At 33.7% G+C, this 20,730-nt stretch carries 13 protein-coding genes; 2 read left to right on the top strand and 11 right to left on the bottom strand.

The features are described from left to right. Positions 1 to 36: 36 nt before the first annotated feature. From ACWJKS_RS07400 to ACWJKS_RS07350, 11 genes are all read right to left on the bottom strand, one after another. The gene (locus tag ACWJKS_RS07400) at positions 37 to 1,326 is read right to left on the bottom strand and encodes an ABC transporter substrate-binding protein (protein WP_462960853.1); all 1,290 of its coding nucleotides are present in this window, start codon (positions 1,324 to 1,326) and stop codon (positions 37 to 39) included. A gap of 252 nt (positions 1,327 to 1,578) precedes the next feature. Next, positions 1,579 to 5,007 (bottom strand): pyruvate carboxylase, encoded by a 3,429-nt coding sequence (locus ACWJKS_RS07395; protein WP_462960852.1) that lies wholly within the window; start codon positions 5,005 to 5,007, stop codon positions 1,579 to 1,581. A gap of 127 nt (positions 5,008 to 5,134) precedes the next feature. Continuing rightward, positions 5,135 to 6,835 (bottom strand): ABC-ATPase domain-containing protein, encoded by a 1,701-nt coding sequence (locus tag ACWJKS_RS07390; RefSeq protein WP_462960851.1) that lies wholly within the window; start codon positions 6,833 to 6,835, stop codon positions 5,135 to 5,137. A gap of 238 nt (positions 6,836 to 7,073) precedes the next feature. Next, positions 7,074 to 8,783, bottom strand: a complete 1,710-nt coding sequence (locus ACWJKS_RS07385; protein ID WP_462960850.1) for a sulfate adenylyltransferase subunit 1 — start codon at positions 8,781 to 8,783, stop codon at positions 7,074 to 7,076. An 18-nt stretch (positions 8,784 to 8,801) separates the two neighbouring features. After that, complete coding sequence (gene cysD, locus ACWJKS_RS07380) at positions 8,802 to 9,602, bottom strand: sulfate adenylyltransferase subunit CysD (RefSeq protein ID WP_220286883.1); 801 nt, start codon at positions 9,600 to 9,602, stop codon at positions 8,802 to 8,804. A gap of 12 nt (positions 9,603 to 9,614) precedes the next feature. Further along, complete coding sequence (locus ACWJKS_RS07375; protein WP_216303661.1) at positions 9,615 to 9,929, bottom strand: 4Fe-4S dicluster domain-containing protein; 315 nt, start codon at positions 9,927 to 9,929, stop codon at positions 9,615 to 9,617. Next, positions 9,919 to 11,598, bottom strand: coding sequence for an adenylyl-sulfate reductase subunit alpha (locus ACWJKS_RS07370; RefSeq protein WP_462960849.1), 1,680 nt, complete (start codon positions 11,596 to 11,598; stop codon positions 9,919 to 9,921). The genes ACWJKS_RS07375 and ACWJKS_RS07370 overlap by 11 nt, the downstream gene beginning before the upstream one ends. 14 nt (positions 11,599 to 11,612) lie before the next feature. Further along, positions 11,613 to 12,194, bottom strand: coding sequence for an adenylyl-sulfate kinase (gene cysC, locus ACWJKS_RS07365; protein WP_462960848.1), 582 nt, complete (start codon positions 12,192 to 12,194; stop codon positions 11,613 to 11,615). Positions 12,195 to 12,223: 29 nt separating this feature from the next. Then, positions 12,224 to 13,000, bottom strand: coding sequence for an ABC transporter permease (locus ACWJKS_RS07360; protein ID WP_462959352.1), 777 nt, complete (start codon positions 12,998 to 13,000; stop codon positions 12,224 to 12,226). Further along, positions 12,930 to 13,769 carry an ABC transporter ATP-binding protein gene (locus ACWJKS_RS07355; protein WP_216303664.1) on the bottom strand — a complete coding sequence of 280 codons (840 nt, stop codon included), beginning with the start codon at positions 13,767 to 13,769 and terminating at the stop codon, positions 12,930 to 12,932. Before ACWJKS_RS07355 ends, ACWJKS_RS07360 begins: the two co-directional genes overlap by 71 nt. Positions 13,770 to 13,783: 14 nt before the next feature. Further along, complete coding sequence (locus tag ACWJKS_RS07350; protein ID WP_220320297.1) at positions 13,784 to 14,827, bottom strand: aliphatic sulfonate ABC transporter substrate-binding protein; 1,044 nt, start codon at positions 14,825 to 14,827, stop codon at positions 13,784 to 13,786. A gap of 418 nt (positions 14,828 to 15,245) precedes the next feature. On the opposite strand from ACWJKS_RS07350, the gene ACWJKS_RS07345 reads away from it, so the two are divergent. Together ACWJKS_RS07345 and gltB are read left to right on the top strand one after the other, a co-directional pair. Further along, a complete protein-coding gene (locus tag ACWJKS_RS07345; RefSeq protein ID WP_165414043.1) occupies positions 15,246 to 15,962 on the top strand; it encodes an SGNH/GDSL hydrolase family protein in 717 nt (238 codons plus the stop codon). 225 nt (positions 15,963 to 16,187) lie between these two features. After that, positions 16,188 to 20,708, top strand: a complete 4,521-nt coding sequence (gene gltB, locus ACWJKS_RS07340; protein WP_462960847.1) for a glutamate synthase large subunit — start codon at positions 16,188 to 16,190, stop codon at positions 20,706 to 20,708. Positions 20,709 to 20,730 lie beyond the last annotated feature (22 nt).

Genomic DNA, 20,730 nt, shown 5'->3' with positions numbered 1-20,730 from the left:
CCTATCAAGAGAAATTGATAATTTTTCCATTTCTCTTTATTTAATACTACTTTTTTTATTGTATTTCGCATTTGCATTTTCTAAATACGTAGATATATTATTCATAGTTTTTTCTGCAGTTTGCTTTTTCAAGAGATATGACTGAAGTTCCTGCCCAGCAATCTTTCCTGTAAATTCTCGCCATTCTGGCAAATATTCAGGAGCGCTGAACAATACTGTATTGGAATCTTCTAAAGTATTTGTATATGCAGAAATATAACCTTTTTTAAACTCAGCGCTATCATTAGGTACTTTTGTTGCAGGAATTACAGAGTTTTTAACACCCCATTTAAGGTTAACTTCAGGGCTCATCATATAAGAAATGAATTTCCAAGAAGCTTCTTTCTTATATGAAGCAGATGGCATTGAGAACCCAATGTATCCTCCTTGTAAATATCTCTTGCCATCAGGACCTACAGGACATAATCCTGTTTCAAATGTTCCTTTGTCCATTTTTGTTTCACATGATTTTATTACTTCAGAGTCCTGTATGATTAGGGCTGTATTACTTGATGTGAATGCATCAACTGTTTCCGCATATCCCCAGTTAAGAGCATCCTTTGGAGCAGCCTTTAGATACATATCAGTGAATTTCTTAAATGTTTCAACGGATTCAGGTTTTCTAAACACACATTTACCATTTTCATCAAAGTAATTTGTAAATCCTCCATTAGTCATAATGAAGTTCGACATAAGGGTCCAGCTTCCCGCTCCTCCTCTGAATGAATATCCATACCTGTTTTTTGATTTATCCGTGATTTTTTCTGCAGTATTAAAGAAATCCTCTGTTGTTTTTGGAACATCAACACCTGCTGCTTTAAACCAATCGTTCCTATAATACATTGCCTGGAAATATAAACTATGAGGAACGACATACAATGTGTCTTTGTATGCTTTACCAAGCTTAAGGCTTTTCTCTGTCAATGTATCCTTTTTGTCCCATTTATTATAATATGGCCCTAAATCTTCAAGCTTTCCGGTTGCACCGATTTCAGAAGCCCAATTTGCAGCCATTTCCATTACATCTGGCAGTTGATTTGCAGCTGACATTGTAATGATTTTATCATGGGCTTGTTCCCATGGCTCAGAGATTAGTTCCACTTTTACATCTTTATTCTTTAATTCAAAATCAGATATAAGCTCTTTTACAAATTTAGTCCTCTCAGGACTGGTTAGAGTCTCCATAAACTGAATAGTTGTTACTTTTGGCTCAGTAGATTTACTGCATCCGATAAAAGACATGGAAGCAATCATAACAAACGCTAAGGTTATTGATAACTTTTTCATTATTCTTCATCCTCTCTTTTCATAAATTTTGATTTCTCCCTCATCATATAAACTTCATGTCTTATAATTTATATTCGAACGCAATAACCAATATAATCTTTTTATATAAATATTTTCTTAAAAATTCATAAATTAGTTTCAAACGTGCATTAAACCTTAATTAACAAAAAAATAAGAGTAAAAAACACTAAAGCTTAAAAACTTTAGTGTTTTTTTTACTCTTATTTGAGTTTTATTTGCTAATTTTCTAAGCTATTTTAAATTTATTAAAAGTTCTCCAGCCTTTACCTGTTGTCCTTCAATAACATTAATTGACTCAATCACTCCTGTTACACTGGCGCTTACCCTTGTCTCCATTTTCATAGCCTCCACTGTCATCAATGGTTGATTTTCAGTTATTGTATCTCCTTCTGCTACAAGAATGGCTAAAATACTTCCTGGTATAGGTGCTCCGATTTCTAAAGGATTTGATGAATCTGCCATTTCTGGTCCTTGGAAATCTTGCAACGCTTTATTGTTTCTATCTTTTATTTTTATTTCGCGTCTATTTCCATCCACCTCGAAAACAAGAACTTTGTTACCCTCTAAATCCAATCTACCAATGTGAAGCAACTTTATCATATAGGTTTTTCCTTCAGCAATTTCGAATTCGCAGGTTTCACCCTCATTGAGCCCGTGGAAATACACATCGCTTCCGATTCTACTTAAATCTCCAAACTCCTTAACATATTTTATATAGCCATCAAATACCTCAGGGTATAATGAATAGCTTAGTACGTCTTTTTTATTTGGAGCAATATTAAATTTCTCTATTAGGTGTTTCTCTATCTTGCTAAAATCCTCATCAGGGAGTAATTCACCCGGTCTACATGTAATTGGCTTCTCACCCTTTAAAACTAATATCTGAAGTTTTTCTGGAAATCCTCCCATTGGTTGACCCATCATGCCTTTAAAGTATGCTACAACGGAATCTGGGAAAGACATATTAGTAGCTTTTTCGTATATATTTTCTGGTGTAAGGTCATTTTGAAGCATAAATATTGCAAAGTCTCCAACCATCTTAGAGGATGGAGTTACCTTTACAATATCCCCTACCATTTCATTTACTTCTTTATACAGTTCTTTAATTTCATTAAATTTATGTGAAAGTCCGAAACTTTCTACTTGTGGTTTGAGATTAGAGTATTGGCCTCCTGGAATTTCATATCGATAAATTTCAGCGGAACCAGAATTCAAATCTGATTTAAATTGGTCATAAACTGGTCTTACTGCATCCCAATAATCTGAAATTTCCTGAATTCCTTTGGGTTCTATCCCAGTATCCCTGTCAGTATTCTTAAGTGCTGCAACAACTGAATTTAAAGCTGGTTGACTTGTAAGCCCTGACATACTGTTAAAAGCAGTGTCTACAATGTCAACGCCTGCTTGAGCCGCCATCAAAACTGTAGCAACTCCATTTCCTGTAGTATCATGGGTATGAAGATGAATAGGCATTCCTACTTCTTGCTTTAGTGCATTTATTAACTTAAACGCAGCATGAGGTTTAAGCAGTGCTGACATATCTTTTATTCCTAAAATATGAGCTCCTGTTTTCTCAATTTCCTTTGCTAGCTTAATATAATAATCCAAATTATATTTATCTTTTTTATCATTTAAGATGTCTCCTGTGTAACAAATACAAGCTTCTGCAACTTTACCACTTTTAATAACTTCATCTATTGAAACTTCCATTCCTTTTAGCCAGTTTAGAGAATCAAAAATTCTGAAAACATCAATGCCTGTATCTGCAGATTCTTTAATAAATTCACGGATTACATTATCAGGATAATTTTTATAGCCTACTGCATTTGCTCCACGTAGTAGCATCTGGAAAAGCACATTAGGAATTTTCGATCGTAGCTGTGTTAATCTTTCCCAGGGCGATTCGTTTAAAAAGCGGTATGCTACATCAAAAGTAGCTCCTCCCCACATCTCAAGGGAAAACAAATCTCCTCCATAAACAGAGGTAGCACTTGCTATTTTTAACATATCCTTCGTTCGCATTCTAGTTGCCATTAAAGATTGATGAGCATCTCTCATTGTGGTGTCTGTTAACAGTAATTTATTTTGATTTTTAATCCAGTTTAAAAGACCTTCCGTACCCTGCATATCTAAAATCTGTTTTGTCCCACTAAGTTTATTTGGCATTATAATTTTAGGAACTACCGGCACATCATAAAGCTTTTTAATTCCACTTACTTCATTTACCATTTTGTCTCCAATAAATTTTAACACTCTGCCTTCCTCATCTTCCTTAGGTGCAATGGAAATTAATTCTGGACTTTCTTCAATAAAACTTGTATTACATTCGCCCTTCAAAAAAGTAGGATGATTTAATACATTAATTAGAAAACCTATATTAGTCTTTACTCCTGTAATTCTAGTTTCCTCAACAGCTCTTATAGATTTTCTTATAGCATCTTGAAAAGTTCTAGACCATGATATATTTTTTACCAAAAGGCTATCATAGTAAGGGCTAATTACCGCCCCTGCAAAACCATTACCGCCATCAAGCCTTATTCCAAAGCCAGAACCTGTTCTATATTCTTCTATTTTTCCAGTATCCGGTGCAAAATTATTAGAAGGATCCTCTGTTGTTATCCTGCACTGAATAGAATATCCTCGAAGCACAACATCTTCTTGAGACGAAATTCCTATTTTAGAGGAATTTAAAGCATAATCTTCTGCTATAAGTATTTGGCTTTGAACTATATCAATACCTGTTACCATTTCTGTAACGGTGTGTTCAACTTGAATTCTAGGGTTCATTTCTATAAAATAATGATTCCCATAAGTATCTACTAAGAACTCCAAAGTTCCAGCACTTCTATAATTTACTGATTTAGCTATTTTTAATGCATCATTGCAGATTTCATTTCTTTTTTCTTCTGATATTGAAAAAGCAGGACTGTACTCTACAACCTTTTGATGTCTTCTTTGAATAGAGCAATCTCTTTCAAATAAATGAACAATATTACCAAACTTGTCTCCAAGAACCTGTACTTCTATATGTTTAGACTTTTCAAAATATTTTTCTATAAATAAATGGTCGATACCGAACGCTTTCTTTGCTTCACTTTTAGCACTTCTATAAGCAGAGGCTAATTCGCCTTCATTTCTTACAATTCTCATGCCTCGTCCGCCGCCGCCAGCAACTGCCTTTAACATAATAGGATATCCACATTCCCCTGCGAGTTTCTTTGCAATGTCTACTGTTTCAATTTCTTTTTCATAACCAGGTATCGTAGGAACTCCTAATGATTTTGCCACAATTTTGCATTTAATCTTATCTCCAAGTTTATCCATCATTTCAGCTGTAGGCCCGATAAATTCAATACCTGCTTTTGCACATTTTTTCGCGAATTCAGGGTTCTCTGATAAGAATCCATACCCTGGATGAATTGCATCTACACCTTTTTTAAGCGCAATACTGATTATCTCCTCAATATTTAGATATGCCTCAACAGGACTTCTGCTTTTTCCAATTAAATAAGCTTCGTCTGCCTTAGTTTTAAAAAGTGAATACTTATCTTCATTGGAATAAATCGCCACCGTACGAATCCCAAGTTCATTACAAGCTCTAAAAATTCTTATAGCAATTTCGCCTCTGTTTGCTACTAGTACTCGTTTAAATTTTTTCACATTTGTTACCCCCTGTTTTAGCCTTTAATCTACTTCATTATTCATAAGAATACAGGATTTTTAAAAAAAATGCAATAAATAAAAATGTCATTGATTTATTTTTATTCCAAATTCTAGTTATATCTTTTTATATTTTTAGGTTTCTGTACCTATTATATACTGCCATTATTTCTTGCTTTCGCGGCATGGCTAAATCTCCACTTCCACCTTTTAATTTATCCATGGATATTAACCCATTTTTCTTTATTTTACAAATTATATCATCAACCATACTTTCAAATCTTAGGCCCTTATTCATAATATTTACCTCTGCCCATTTCATAATTGTGCCTATAGCATTTACTTGTTCACTATCAACTATTTGCTCTACAGCTCTTAAATCTATGTCATCTCTGTTTATACACAATATATTGAGCCCCATTGTTTTGATTTTAACTCCCCTTTCTCCTTGTGAAATAGTTCCGGCTTTAACTACTCTGTTAAATGAGATATCTATTTTTAAATTTCTTTCGTTAATTCTTTTTGTAATATGACCACTACTTAGTTTTTTAGCCTTTTTTGTGACGTCCTCGGCCTCATAATTATCCAATTGCACTACAGAATCCGCTACATCAAAAAAATCTCCAGAGCTTCCTACTACCATTATTGTTGAAATACCTTTCTGATTATATAAAGATCCCACTATTTCAATAAACGGTGTGATTGGTTCCTTTTCTGTGCAAACTAATTTTTGCATTAAATCATCTCTCATCATGAAATTAGTAGCTGAAGTATCTTCATCTATTAAAAATACCTTAGCGCTGCTTTCTATCCCCTCAATAATACTCGCCGCTTGTGATGTACTCCCACTTGCGTTCTGCGTAGAGAATTCTACAGTGTCTTTCCCGTTAGGTAAGTTACTAATAAATAGTGATATATCCGTTTTAGTGACGCATCTACTATCTTCTTCCCTTACTTTTAAAGCTGATTCATCTGTTATAACAAACTCTCTACCATCACCTTCAATATGATTATAAACTCCAAGCTCTATTGCTTTTAATAATGTTGATTTACCATGATATCCTCCACCTACTATAAGCGTTATACCTTTTTTTATTCCCATTCCGCAAATTTTGCCACGGCTCTTTGTATTAAACTCTACTTCTAATTCCTTTGGTGAGGCAAATACCATGCCAGCTTTTAATGCTTTTGTAGATATTCCACTTTCTCTCGGCAGCATTGATCCATTGGCTACAAATGCAACTAGCCCTCTACTTGCAAGCGACCTTCTTATATGCTCTTGATCTTCTACTAAATTTACTCTGCTTATTAATTTTTCACTATTAATATTTTTATACATTAAAGTCCTCTCTACAATATTTGGTATAACATTATACAAAATTTTCTCAAGCTCTCTTGATAAAACGCTTCTTCCTCTCGCTGGAAATCCAACATAAAACCTTGCTTCTATTTTATCCTCATCTATAATTATTGAAGTTCTATTTAGTATCTCTTGTGGACATTTGCTTATAGCTATTAATCCACTCTTCCCAGATCCAAAAACTTTTACGCAGCACTTATTTATATTAGAATAAAATTCTCTTGTTAAATAATCAGCTACTGCAATATTTTTTATTTTATAATCAAAAGTCTCCTTTGGAAATTTAGCAACCCTCTGATTTACTATTACCCTAATTCTTGATGGTGATGCAAAAGGATCACCTTGAACATGATCTATGCAAAGTGCAAAACCCCCAAAATCATACTCTCCCTCTAACTCCTTGTACAACCTATAACTTTTCCCATCAATTCTAGCTAGTTCTTTTTTTAACAACTCCAAACTTTTCATTAAACTCTCCTCTTATTCTTTATAAAATAAATTTCACTTTCTTATAATATAAAAAAGCTACTAAACTATGGATTTTTTGTTTAGTAACTTATAATCTACAATACAATGTCTTATTATTTAATACACCTATATTAATTATACACATCTTTATTTGTTGCATCAATAATCATGTAAAATCCGATAAAAATAGTTATTCTTTTCATAAATTAAAAGGAGGATTATACCCCTCCTTTTTGATTTAAATCTCGTATTCTACTATTTCTTCTATAATATCTCTAAACTTTATAGTTCTATATTTAGTGAAATTAAGCCATTTATTTGCAAAAATATCGTTAATGCCTTTTTCGTAATCAGCGATATAGTCCAATAAATCTTTATCAGCGCCTATATTGATACCAAACCCATTTTCATTAATAGTGACTACGGCCTCATAAGAATACTTATCTATTGAGATAACATCCATTAACTTACCAGCTCTTATTTTAGCAACAATGCTAGCATTTAATACTATTACATCGAAGTTTTCTTTAAAATCATAACTTTCTCCAAGGAAAGGTACATTATCACAAATGTTATATTGCACGACTTTTGACAAGTTCTTTTTAACTTCTGCTGTTTTAATATCATAATAATATTCATCAAAACAATTTATTGGAATCTTAATTTCACCTTTAATAAAGCTAGTCACCGTTACTTCATCAGGATCAATAGCGCCTGAAATAATTCCACCACCACTTACATCATAACCATCCACTATTACAAATCTACCAGTGTTTTGGTTATCTGAAAATTTATCAAAGCATATATTCTCCTTTGTTTTTATAGTAACTTCAGCTACATCATTAGTTTTTGCCTCAAGTGCATTTTCGTAAGTACCTAAAGTAGTTGCATCTATAACTTTATTAAACGATACAATTTCACATTCCACTTCTTGAGTTACAAGCTTTATCTTATATTTCCTACCTTTTACAAAATTGCTTTTCCCCATCCAAAATATATTGGTCTTAAAAATATTTGAGACAATAGGTGTATTTTTTTTATGAGAGATTATTTCTCCTCTTTTATTAAAAAATTCATCTTCAAAAGTAATACCTACCGACATACCTGCACTTACAGTTTTTACATTATCTTTTTCTACAAAATATTCAATAGTTTTAACTTTTGTAGTTTTATTTTCTGGTGAAATAAGAATCTCATCCCCAATATTAAGTGTACCTGCCTCTACTCTTCCTGCAATTATTCTCCTATTATCAAACTTATATACATCTTGTATAGGTAATCTTAGAGGTTTTGCTTCGAGGCCTGTTTCTTGGGTAAATAAATCTAATGCTTCAAGCACAGTTTCCCCCTTATACCAAGATAATTTATCGGATTTTGAAGTTAAATTTTCACCGTAAAATGCTGATATAGGGATATAACTCATAGGGTGTACATTTAGATTATTTAAAAAAGCATTCATTTCATTTTTTATAACATTAAACTTTTCCTGGCTATAATCAATAAGATCCATTTTATTAACTACAACGCACACCTGCCTAATCCCTAAAAGAGAAAGTATATAACCATGTCTTTTAGATTGTTCTTGAATTCCTTCTTCCGCATCAATTATTAAAAGTGCAGCTTCAGCGCTAGCTGCCCCTGTAATCATGTTTTTAAGAAATTCTACATGTCCTGGAGCATCTATAATTACATAATCCCGCATGTCTGTATGAAATTGAAGAGAAGTTGTATCGATTGTTATTCCTTGTTTTTGTTCTTCTTCAAAAGCATCTAATAGGTATGCATATTCAAATGGTTTACCTTTTTCTTTAGCAATTTTTTTAACTCTGTCTATTGCACCTTCTGGCAATGATTTTGTATCATAAAGCAATCTTCCAATTACTGTAGACTTGCCGTGATCTACGTGTCCTACCGTAACTATTCTTAATACTTCTCTTGTATTTTCCATTAGTAATAAACCCCTCCCTTACATATACCCATCTTTACGAAGCTTTTGCATTGCGTAAGCATCCTCTTGATCTTGAGCTCTACCTGCGCGTTCACCTGTTGTAGTGTTTTTTAGTTCTTCAATAATTTCATCAATAGTCGTAGCCGTAGAATCTATCTTACCAGTACACTCAGCGCAACCAAGACTTCTATATCTTTTGCCGTCTTTAGCAAAATACAAATCTATAATTGGTATATTTTCTCTCTGTATATAAGCCCATATGTCAATTTCACTCCAATGAAGTATTGGATGAACTCTAATATGATTGCCCTTTGGAAAATCAGTTTTAAATTGATCCCAAAGTTCTGGTGCTTGATTAGTATAATCCCATTCCGAATCCTTATTTCTTTCACTAAATACTCTTTCCTTTGACCGCGAACCTTCCTCGTCACTTCTAATTCCTAGAATTAATCCATCAAATTCATACTTTGTAACCACCTGTTGAAGGCCATCTGTTTTTAGTGCCTTGCAGCAATTAAGTCTTCCACAATGTGGCCCCATACCATTCTTTATAGCTTCCTCATTCGTGTGTACTATAAGGTCAATATTAAACTCTTTAGCAATTTTGTCTCTATATTCAATCATTGCAGGTATTTTATGTTTGGTATCTACATGAATAAAAGGAAAAGGACAATGTCCAAAAAAAGCCTTCTTAGCGAGCCACAACAGTACTGTTGAATCCTTTCCAATTGACCATAACATCCCAAGTCTACCTAATTTTTTATAGGATTCTCTTAATATAAAAATACTTTCTGCTTCTAATGTATCTAAATGATCCATAATTTTACCTCCCTAATATTTGTTAGCCTCTGCTACATTTGTTGTAATAATGATTTCTTCACTATTTGGTTTAAACATGTGCCAATGAAGAAGATTTTTTTCTTTTTTTGTATTTAAATAAGTTCCTTTACCTCCAATATCTGCTCCAAGATAATAATTTATAGCCATAGCAGGACATTCTTTAACGCAAGCACAACATCCCCAACACTCCTGTGGGTATTCTATAAAAGCTTTTGAGTCATTCTTTTTAAATATAAGATTTCCCGGGCAAACGTCCATACATTTTCCGCAACCCACACATTTTTGTGGATCTATTTTAATGCTCATAAACTTCATCTCGCTTTATTAAATTTCTAAAAACAACTTTAACCTTTCCATCTTTATATATTGTGTTGATATATTTAAGTAAACCATCATCTTTATATGGAAAATCCGCATTATCTCCATAGCATTTCCAGCGGGTTTCTTTTCTTTTTAGAAGATGAACTATTAAAACTTTGCAAACATATAACCTATCTATGACTTCAAATATTTGCAAAAGTTCTCGCATGTCCTTGGCCCTCAAATCCTTTGAAAGCACTAAAAGCTCATCTATTTTACCACTTGCAATTCGCAATTTTGAAGAATTAAAAACATAGTTTTTAGATATACCACCTGCATATTCATCCATTACCTTTTGCATAGCCTCTTCAACACCATTTATAGAAAATAAACTGTCATTATCTTCAAGAAAAGTTTCTAATAATTTAGCTTTAGATAAAATTTCTTCTTCCTCTATTAATTTATTTTTCTTGTTTTTTATAAACTCTGTTGCGGCATCAGCTGCAATTTCACCTTCGACAAAACAACCAGTTACATATTTTTTAGGGCTTCCCCCTGCCACATCCCCAGCTGCATATAATCCTGAGATAGTAGTAGCTCGTTTTGCATCCACCCAATAACCGCTAGCAGAGTGACCACCTACTATATAAGGTTCTGTACCTTCTATCTCCAAATTTTCTGTACTAGGCCCCAAACCATCTTCAATCCACTTTAAAGTCTGTGCTGGAGCCATATTAAGATATGCCTTGTAGAGTTCTTCCTCTACTTCCTTTGAAATGCCCTTAGTTTTCAAATAGCAAGGTCCTAAGCCTTTTTTATTTTCCTCTACAGTTGCAAATAATCGTGTAATAGTTAAAGGTCTCCCATAGTTTTGTACATACTCCGTATCGTAGGCATTAATTTGCTTAGCACCAATACCTTGAGCCACAGTGCCTGTAGGTGCTATGGTGTCCTTGCATCTAAGCGCAATAAACCTCATTTCAAAAGATGTCATCTCAGCCCCTGCTCTTATTCCCATTGCATACCCTGCTCCGGTATTAAAAGGTGAATACCACATCTTATGTTTAGAAAATCCAGGATTATTAGGTTTATAAAGGCCTGAAGCTCCACCAGTGGTGCAAATAACTGCCTTTGCATAAATTACATAAAAAATATTTTTTTCTATATGGAAACCATAAGCACCTATAACTACTTCATCTTTAACAATGTAATCTATTATATTTACCTTGTTTAAAACCTTTATGTTTTTCTTTGAGTTAACCTCATTTGCAAGAAGAGGTTTTATATTTTCCCCATTGATTTTAATACTTCTTTTGCCACGAGTAACATATTGGCCCTGTGAATCCTTTAAGATTGTAAGCCCTAGTCCCTCCATATTTTTTGTAACTTTGTTTAAATTTTTAGCAATAGAATATACCAGGTCTTCCCTTATTATTCCCTCAGCTTCATTTTTAACATAATCTACGAAGTCTTCTGGGGTATATCCTTTATTAATATAACCATTGATTGCATTAACTCCTGCCGCTAGACATCCGCTTCTTTTTATATTAGCTTTGTCCACTACTATAATGCTTATGTCTTCTCTCTTAGTTAAAGTAAGTGATGCATAACATCCGGCCGTGCCTCCACCAACAACTAATATATCTGCTACCAAAGTTTTCATTTCTAGCTTCATCTTAACCTCCTAAACTATAGCTTTAAATAATCTAATATTTTATCTACACATTGATCTATAGTTTGCTCTTTTGTATTTATCACAATTTCTGGATTTTCTGTGTTTTCGTAAGGTGAAGTTATTCCTGTAAATTCTTTAATTTCACCGAGTCTCGCCTTTTTATATAGATTTTTAGGATCTCTTTTCTCACATTCGCCAAGTGGGCAATCTACAAATATTTCAATGAAATCTTCACCAAGAGTTGCTCTTACCATTTCACGGTTTACTTTAAGTGGGGATATGAAACAAGCAATAGTTATTAGTCCTGCATCTACAAATAGCTTTCCAATTTCACTAATTCGCCTAATATTTTCACTTCTATCCTCTACAGAAAATCCAAGATCTGAATTTATGCCAAGGCGAATATTATCACCATCCAATAGATAAGTTGATTTTCCTAGATGATTTAATTTTATCTCTAAAGCGTTTGCCACCGTAGACTTACCAGAACCTGATAACCCAGTAAACCATAATAACTTAGATTTTTGTGTAAGTGTGGTTTCTCTATGCCTGCGAGTTACAAACGTATTATGCCAGGTAAGATCTTCTGTACTCATTTAACTTCACCTCCATCAATTTTTAAAAACTAGACCCTATCAAGACCCCAAATATGTCTCATGCTTTTCTCTAATCTTGAAAAAACAAGTTTATCAACTAATAACCCAAGAATTATTATTACTATCATTACTGCTACAACCTGGCTAATGTCTGCTAAATCTCTTCCTACCATTAGTACTTGACCAAGCCCCTTTGTAGACGAAAGCATTTCCCCAGCCATTAGAGCCCTCCATGCAAAGGACCATCCCTGCTTTAATCCACTAACTATATCCGGCAACGCTGCCGGCAGGATTACCTGAGTATAGATCTTACTACCCTTAGCTCCCATTGTTCTTGCAGCTCTTATATATAAGGGATTAACATTTTTTATTGCATAATTAACTGATATTGCCACCGCAAATGTGGAACCAATTGCAATTACAAAAATAATCGAACTCTCACTAAGCCCAAACCATAAAATCGCAAACGGCAACCAGCAAATACTTGGCAATGTCTGAAGGCCTAAAATTAATGGACCCAGGTTCTCTTCTAAATATTTAAATTTAGCAATTGTGAGCCCAAGAGTAACTCCTATTACTACTGAAATAAAATATCCCACTAGTATTCTCTTTAAACTTGCAACAATGGCTATCCCTATAGTATTATCCTTTATTAGAACTGCCAGAGTCCCAAAAACATCTATAGGTGATGGTAACGTATAAGGCCTCCAAATTCTTAGAATATCAACTCCTACTTTATAAATCGCCTCCCATATTAATATTAGAAGAATATAAAACAGAATTTTCTTCAATATTCCAATCACCATCGTATTCTGCTTTTGCAACCTTCTCCACCTCCTCTTTTAATGCTTTCATTATTTTAGATGTGTAATAAGCAATATCACAACTTTCCATCTGTCTTGGCCTTGCAAGCTCTATAATAAACTCCCGCTTTATTCTACCTGGATTTGCTGCCATCACTACAACTCTATTGGCCAAATAAACTGCCTCTTCTGCGTTGTGAGTAATAAAAATGATGGTTTTTTTTGTATTTACCCATATGCGTTGCAATTCTTGTTGTAACATCATTTTAGTCTGACTATCAAGAGCCGCAAAAGGTTCATCCATTAAAAGTATTTCGCAGTCAAGAGATAGTGCGCGAGCAAGTGCTACTCTCTGCTTCATTCCCCCCGACAGCTCATAAACATAGGAATTCTGGAACTTTGAAAGATGAACCATTTTCAAATAATGTAGTGCCTTCTCGTATCTAACTTCCTTAGTCACACCTGCCATTTTCATTCCAAACTCTACGTTATCAATTACCTTAAGCCATGGGAATAATGCTGCTTCCTGAAACATCACTGTCCTATCTGGTCCCGGCCCAGCTATCTCATTACCATTAAGTATAACCACGCCCTTAGTGGCCTTTTCAAGTCCTGCCAAAATATTTAGCAGTGTTGATTTCCCACAACCAGACGGTCCTAGTATACATACGAAGTCGCCCTTTTTTATCTCTAAATTAAAATTTTCAAGTGTGCTTGTTTTTTTATGTTTTGAAACAAATTCTTTGCTTACGCCCTTAACAATAAGACTCAAATTTATCACCTCTTTTATTTGATTTGATCTTGCCCTTTTTCTTTTAAAACTTTATTCAAAATACTAAGATTAAACAACTCCTTAGTATCTGGCTCTAATTTTAAGAAGCCTGCATGGAGTGAATATTTAACAAAATCAATTACTGAGTCTTTTTCCGGATTATTTGTAATTGTTAATCTCTTAAAAGCAGCATCTAAAACATCATTTGGTATTCCTTTTTTAGTTAATTCAGTAATTTGTTTGTTTACTATTTCCTTAGCATTATCTGGATTTTTATTAATATAATCAGTTACTTCTACATGATTTCTTATAAAATTTTCAACAATTTGTGGATGCTGCTTTAAAAATTCAGTTCTAACAACTACTACAGCAGTAGTATATTTTCCTTTTCTAAATATTTCTTTATAATCTAAAATAATATTTGCTTTCGCCTCTTTAATAAATCTTGAACCCCATGGTTCTGGCACTAAGGCTGCATCTATATCCCCTTTTTGCATCAGAGATAAAATATCCGCATTTGCTGCTTGCCTTACTTCCACGGTTCCACCCTTTGTCGTGTCTTTAAGCCCATTCGCAGATAATATATTTCGAAGTGTTAGATCTTGTGTATTACCAAATTGTGGAACTGCAATTTTCTTGCCACTTAACTCTTTTAGATTTTTAATAATTGTTCCTCTTTTAGATACAAATATTGCTCCTGCGTCGGTTGCCCCTGCAATAATCTGAATGTCGCCTTTGGATTTTGCATATCCATTAATAGCTGGACCAGGCCCTATATATGCTATATCAATAGCTTCTGCAAAAAGTGCTTCTATTTCTGCTGGGCCTGCATTGAATAATTTCCAATCTATCTTATTTTTTCCGCCGACGGCTTTTTGAAAACTTCCCTGTGCGCGTCCTACAAGAGCTTGTGAATGAGTTATGTTTGGAAAATACCCAACTCTAAGATTTACATTATCATTTTCTACTTTTTTAGATGAGCATCCTGCTAATCCCCCAAGTATTAAAACACCTACGAATAATACCATTGAAAATTTAAGACTCTTTGAATTTTTCATTTTATCTCTCCTAATTTAAATCCCCACTTTTAACAATATTTCAAAAGGAAAGTGTCCCTCTTATATATTTTATATAAGTATATATTCCATTCCCTATAATGTCAATAGGTTTACTACGTTTTATTGAAATGTCTTCCACTTCTATAAGTGAATGGATACAATTAAGATACATACTATAACAAATAAGATGCATACTATAACAAATAGAAAACTTCAGTTGGAATATAAATCTCCTCCTGAAGTTGTTAAACCCTTCGAAGCTGCGCTAGTTATAATTTAATTGATAGCAAAGTTTTTTATTCAATACGTAGTTTCAATAACTACGTATTGAATTATTTATATTCATATGATATATTATTATATATAAATTAGCTCAATCAATTTATACGATTATAATTTAATTTCATGGAGGTATATTATGGAAATAAAAGATAGTTATATTTTTATAGCATTTGGTGATTCTATTACAAAGGGAATCATTTATGATGATGAAAGATCTAAATACGCAACTTTAAAAGAAAACTTTACGAGCATCATTGAAAATAAAATAAAAGGCCCAGTATATAATGCTGGTAAATTTGGTAGTACCATTATGAGAGGCGCACGTAAGATGTATAATGATGTCATCAAAAAATCACCTGATATAGTGTTAATAGAATTTGGTGGTAATGACTGTGACTATAACTGGAATGACATCGCTAAAAATCCTGATATGGAATACAGACCTAATACTGATATTTCTATCTTTCGTGAAACACTACTTACAATGATAGACACATTGAAAACTAATCACATATTCCCTATACTTATGACGTTGCCACCACTCGATCCTTTAAAGTATTTTAAATGGATTACAAAAGAAGATTCTACTTCAGAAAAAAATATCTTACAGTGGTTAGGCACGAAGGATAGACTCTTTAATTGGCATAACTCATATAGTAAAATCATTACTGAGATAGCCGCTGAAACTAGCACTGTTCTTATTGATGTACGCACAGAGTTTTTAAAGTACAGCGACTATAGTCAATTTTTATGTAAAGATGGAATACATCCCAATATTGAAGGTCAATCATTAATAGCAAATGTTATATTAAAATTTTTAAAAGAAAACTACAACTTTTTATTACAACATTAAAAATGTTGATACGCTCATAGAACATATATTCAGACGTATCATATAATTCCTTAGCAACAAAGATTGGAAATTAACTTTCAATTTTTGTTGCTTTTGTTATTTTTTAAACACAATTTATTAAGTATAATTTGTTAAATATGATTTTTTTAAAAATGAAACTTGCATTTTCATAAAATCATGGTACAATTTATATAATTCATTTATAAATATAAAGGGGGTAATATCATGAGTAATAGCATTGGTTATCCTGAAAAGCAAGGATTGTATGATCCGGCCTTTGAAAAAGATAATTGTGGCGTTGGCTTTGTAGCAAATATCAGAGGTGAGAAAACCAACGGTATTATAAAAAAAGGGTTAAAAGTTCTTGTGAATTTAACTCATAGAGGTGCAGTGGGTGCAGATCCTAAAACTGGAGATGGTGCAGGTATTTTGGTACAAATTCCTGATGAATTTCTTAGGATTAGCTGTGACAATTTAGGCCTAGAATTACCAATGGCAGGAAGCTACGCCGTAGGAATGATTTTTTTGCCAAAGGAACCTGCATTAAGATTTCAATGTGAAGGAATACTTGAAAGAATTGCCGAAGAAGAAGGACAAAAAATATTAGGTTGGAGATCTGTTCCTATAGATAATAGAAACATTGGAGACACGGCAAAAGGAACAGAGCCAATAATTAGACAGATTTTTTTAGGATCAAATTTTAAAGATCCGACTCTAACAGACGAGCAGCTTCAAGAAGAATTTGAAAGAAGACTTTATATTATAAGAAAAAGAGCAGAAAGAGAAGTAATCAAATTGGTTAATAGAAGCACAGAATATTTCTATATCTGCAGTCTTTCTAGCAGAACAATTGTTTACAAGGGACTTTTACTTGCCGACCAAATAAAAGGATTTTACATCGATTTACAAGACATAAATTTTAAGAGTGCGATTTGCCTTGTTCATCAAAGATATAGTACAAACACCTTTCCAACTTGGGATTTAGCACAACCCTTTAGATATTTGGCTCATAATGGCGAAATAAATACAATTAGAGGAAATATAAACTGGATGAATGCTCGCGAAGGAGTTTTAAAGTCCAAAGTGTATGGAAAGAACATAAAGAAATTGTTTCCAATTATTAGCCCTAATGGTAGCGATTCAGCTTCCCTGGATAATATGTTAGAACTTTTAAAAATGGATGGAAGATCTCTACCTCATAGCATAATGATGTTGATTCCTGAAGTTTGGATGTCAAATAATGATATGGAAGATTATAAAAAATCTTTTTATGAGTATCATGGTTCGTTAATTGAACCTTGGGACGGTCCTGCTGTTGTTGCATTTACAGATGGTATTCGAATAGGTGCAACACTCGATAGAAATGGACTTAGGCCCGCAAGGTATATAATAACAAAGGATGGCTTTGCTGTTCTTGCATCTGAAGCTGGAGTACTTAAGTTTAAACCAGAGAATATCAAAGAAAAAGGCAAGCTTCAACCAGGAAAGATGTTTTTGATTGATACAAATGAAGGCAGAATAATTGAAGATGAAGAAGTAAAAAAAACAGTTTGCACAAACAAGCCTTATGGTGAAATGATTTTAAAAAATAAACTTTATCTAGAAGATTTTGATGCTGTAATTAATGACGTTAAAATAGACAAAGATATTTTAAAGGAAAGGCAACAAGCCTTTGGATATTCTCTAGAAGATTTAAGGATTATACTATCTCCTATGGCAAGAGATGGTAAGGAACCCATTGGCTCTATGGGAAATGATACACCACTGGCTGTATTATCTAATAGGCCTCAACTCTTATTTGCTTATTTCAAGCAACTTTTTGCTCAGGTTACCAATCCACCAATAGATCCAATTAGAGAAAAAATGGTAATGTCACTTATGAACTATTTGGGATCTCAAGATAATGTTTTAAATCAAGATCTTACTGATAACCCATTTATAGAAATAAAGAGTCCTATCTTAACTAATTTAGAAGTAGCTAAGATTAAAAATTTAAAAGATAACGCTTTTAAAACTACAACAATTCCCATAACTTTTAAAGCAGATACTGGAATTGAAGGGTTTAAAGATGCCCTAAACAAGCTTTGCAAAAGAACATCTGCAAGAATTGAAGAAGGCTATAATATTATCGTTCTTAGTGATAAATCAGTAGACTCTTATGATGCTGCAATCCCAAGCTTACTTGCATTATCTGCCGTTCAGCAGCACTTAACCCGCAAAAAGACCAGAACCTCTGTTTCTATTATAGTCGAAACAGGAGAAGCTAGAGAAACAATGCATTTTGCCTTATTAATTGGCTATGGGGCAACAGGTGTTAATCCATATCTTGCATTTAAGTCTATTGATAATATTATAAATGATGGCGATATAGAAAATGTTTCTATAGAAAAAGCCCATGAAAACTATATACATGCAATATCACAAGGGCTTCTAAAAATATTATCAAAAATGGGAATTTCAACTATACAGAGTTATCATGGAGCACAAATTTTTGACGCAGTTGGCTTAAGTTCTGATTTACTCCAAAAATATTTTGGTGGAACTTCTTCTAGAATTGGTGGAATTGGTGTAGATACCGTAGCAAGAGAAGTATTAATTAGGCATAAAAATGCCTTCAACAAATTAAGAAAACCTATAGCTGAACTTGATGTAGGAGGGGCATATTCTTGGAGAAAAGGTGGAGAACACCACTTATTTAACCCGGATACAATCTTTAAACTTCAAGTTGCTACAAAATCAAATGATTATAATTTATATAAAGAATATGCAAAAGTGATAAATGAGCAGGACAAGAACTTATGTACAATTAGAGGATTATTTGAACTTAATTATGGGAACGGAATTCCAATAGAAAGTGTTGAACCAATTAGTGAAATAGTAAAACGCTTTTGCTCAGGTGCAATGTCCTTTGGGTCCATCAGCAAGGAAGCCCATGAAACTATGGCTATAGCTATGAATAGGCTTGGTGGAAAAAGCAACACTGGTGAAGGTGGAGAGGATGCCGAAAGATTCAAAGTTGATGAAAATGGTGATTTAAGAAGAAGTGCAATTAAACAAATAGCTTCCGGTAGATTTGGTGTAACTGCTGAATATCTTGTAAATGCAGACGAATTGCAAATAAAAATAGCTCAAGGAGCAAAACCTGGTGAAGGTGGTCAACTACCAGGCAAAAAAGTTGATGCAAATATAGCTAGGCTAAGGCATTCAACCCCTGGGATTGATTTAATTTCCCCACCACCTCATCACGATATATATTCTATTGAAGATTTAGCTCAGCTTATTCATGATCTAAAGAGTGTAAACCCTAGGGCCAGAATAAGTACAAAATTGGTTTCAGAGTTAGGTGTTGGAACCATAGCCGCTGGAGTTGTTAAGGCACATTCAGATGCTATAGTAATAAGTGGTCATGATGGAGGAACAGGTGCTTCCCCACTTTCCTCGATAAAGCATGCGGGGCTACCTTGGGAGCTTGGACTTGCTGAAACCCAGCAGGTATTGCTTTTAAATAATTTAAGAAGCAGAGTAACCGTTCAAACTGATGGTCAGCTTAAAACAGGACGTGATGTTGTTATTGCAGCACTTCTTGGAGCAGAAGAATTTGGGTTTGCAACTACAGCTCTTGTAGTGCTCGGTTGTACTATGCTAAGAAATTGTCACTTGAATACTTGTGATATGGGCATAGCTACGCAAGATCCAGAACTTCGTAAGAATTTCAGGGGAAAACCTGAATACGTGGTGAACTTCTTTACATTTATTGCCAAGGAAATAAGAGAGCATATGGCGAGACTTGGTTTTAGAACTATGAATGAAATGATAGGTAGAGTAGATAAAATTAATCAGAAAAAGGCTATAGACCACTGGAAAGCAAAGGAACTAGATTTATCAAATATTCTATATAAACCTGATATGCCCAAAAGGATTAAGCGGTACTGTGTAATATCACAAGATCACGGGTTAGATACTTCTTTAGATTTCAAGCTTATTGAAATGGCAAAAACATCCCTAGAAAATGGAATGAAAAGCACCTCTAATTTAGAAATTGAAAATGTTAATCGTTCTGTTGGTGCAATGTTAAGTGGAAGAATTGCTATGAAATACGGCGCCGCTGGACTTCCTGACGATACAATAACATTAAATTTTGTTGGGGCAGCAGGTCAGAGTTTTGGAGCCTTTGGTGCTAATGGATTAACATTAAACTTAGTAGGAGATGCAAATGATTATGTTGGCAAAGGATTATCAGGTGCTAAAATAATTGTAAAGACACCAGAAAATTGCAGTTTTATTCAAGACGAAAACTTCATCGCGGGTAATACAATTCTTTATGGAGCGACTTCTGGTAAGTTGTTTATAAACGGATTAGTAGGCGAACGCTTTGCAGTAAGAAATTCAGGAGCCCAGGCTGTAGTTGAAGGAATTGGAGACCACGGTTGTGAATATATGACAGGTGGAATTGTAGTTATTATCGGAAGAACAGGCAGGAACTTTGCAGCCGGAATGAGCGGTGGTATAGCATACGTTATCGACGAAGATGAAACATTAAAATCAAACTGTAATATGGAAATGATAGAGGTAGAATTAATAACTTCAGAACCAGATTTATTACAGCTCCATTCGATAATAAAAGAACATTTTGAAGCAACTAACAGCCATAAAGCAAGTAAAATTCTAAATAACTGGAAAGAATACAAGTTAAAGTTCAAAAAAGTAATACCAACCGCTTACAAAGCAATATTAGAAGGTAAATAGAAGCTATAGAACTGTCTCTCTT

Source organism: Clostridium sp. CM038 (assembly GCF_055081105.1).
This window is presented reverse-complemented; position numbering and strand designations above follow the sequence as displayed.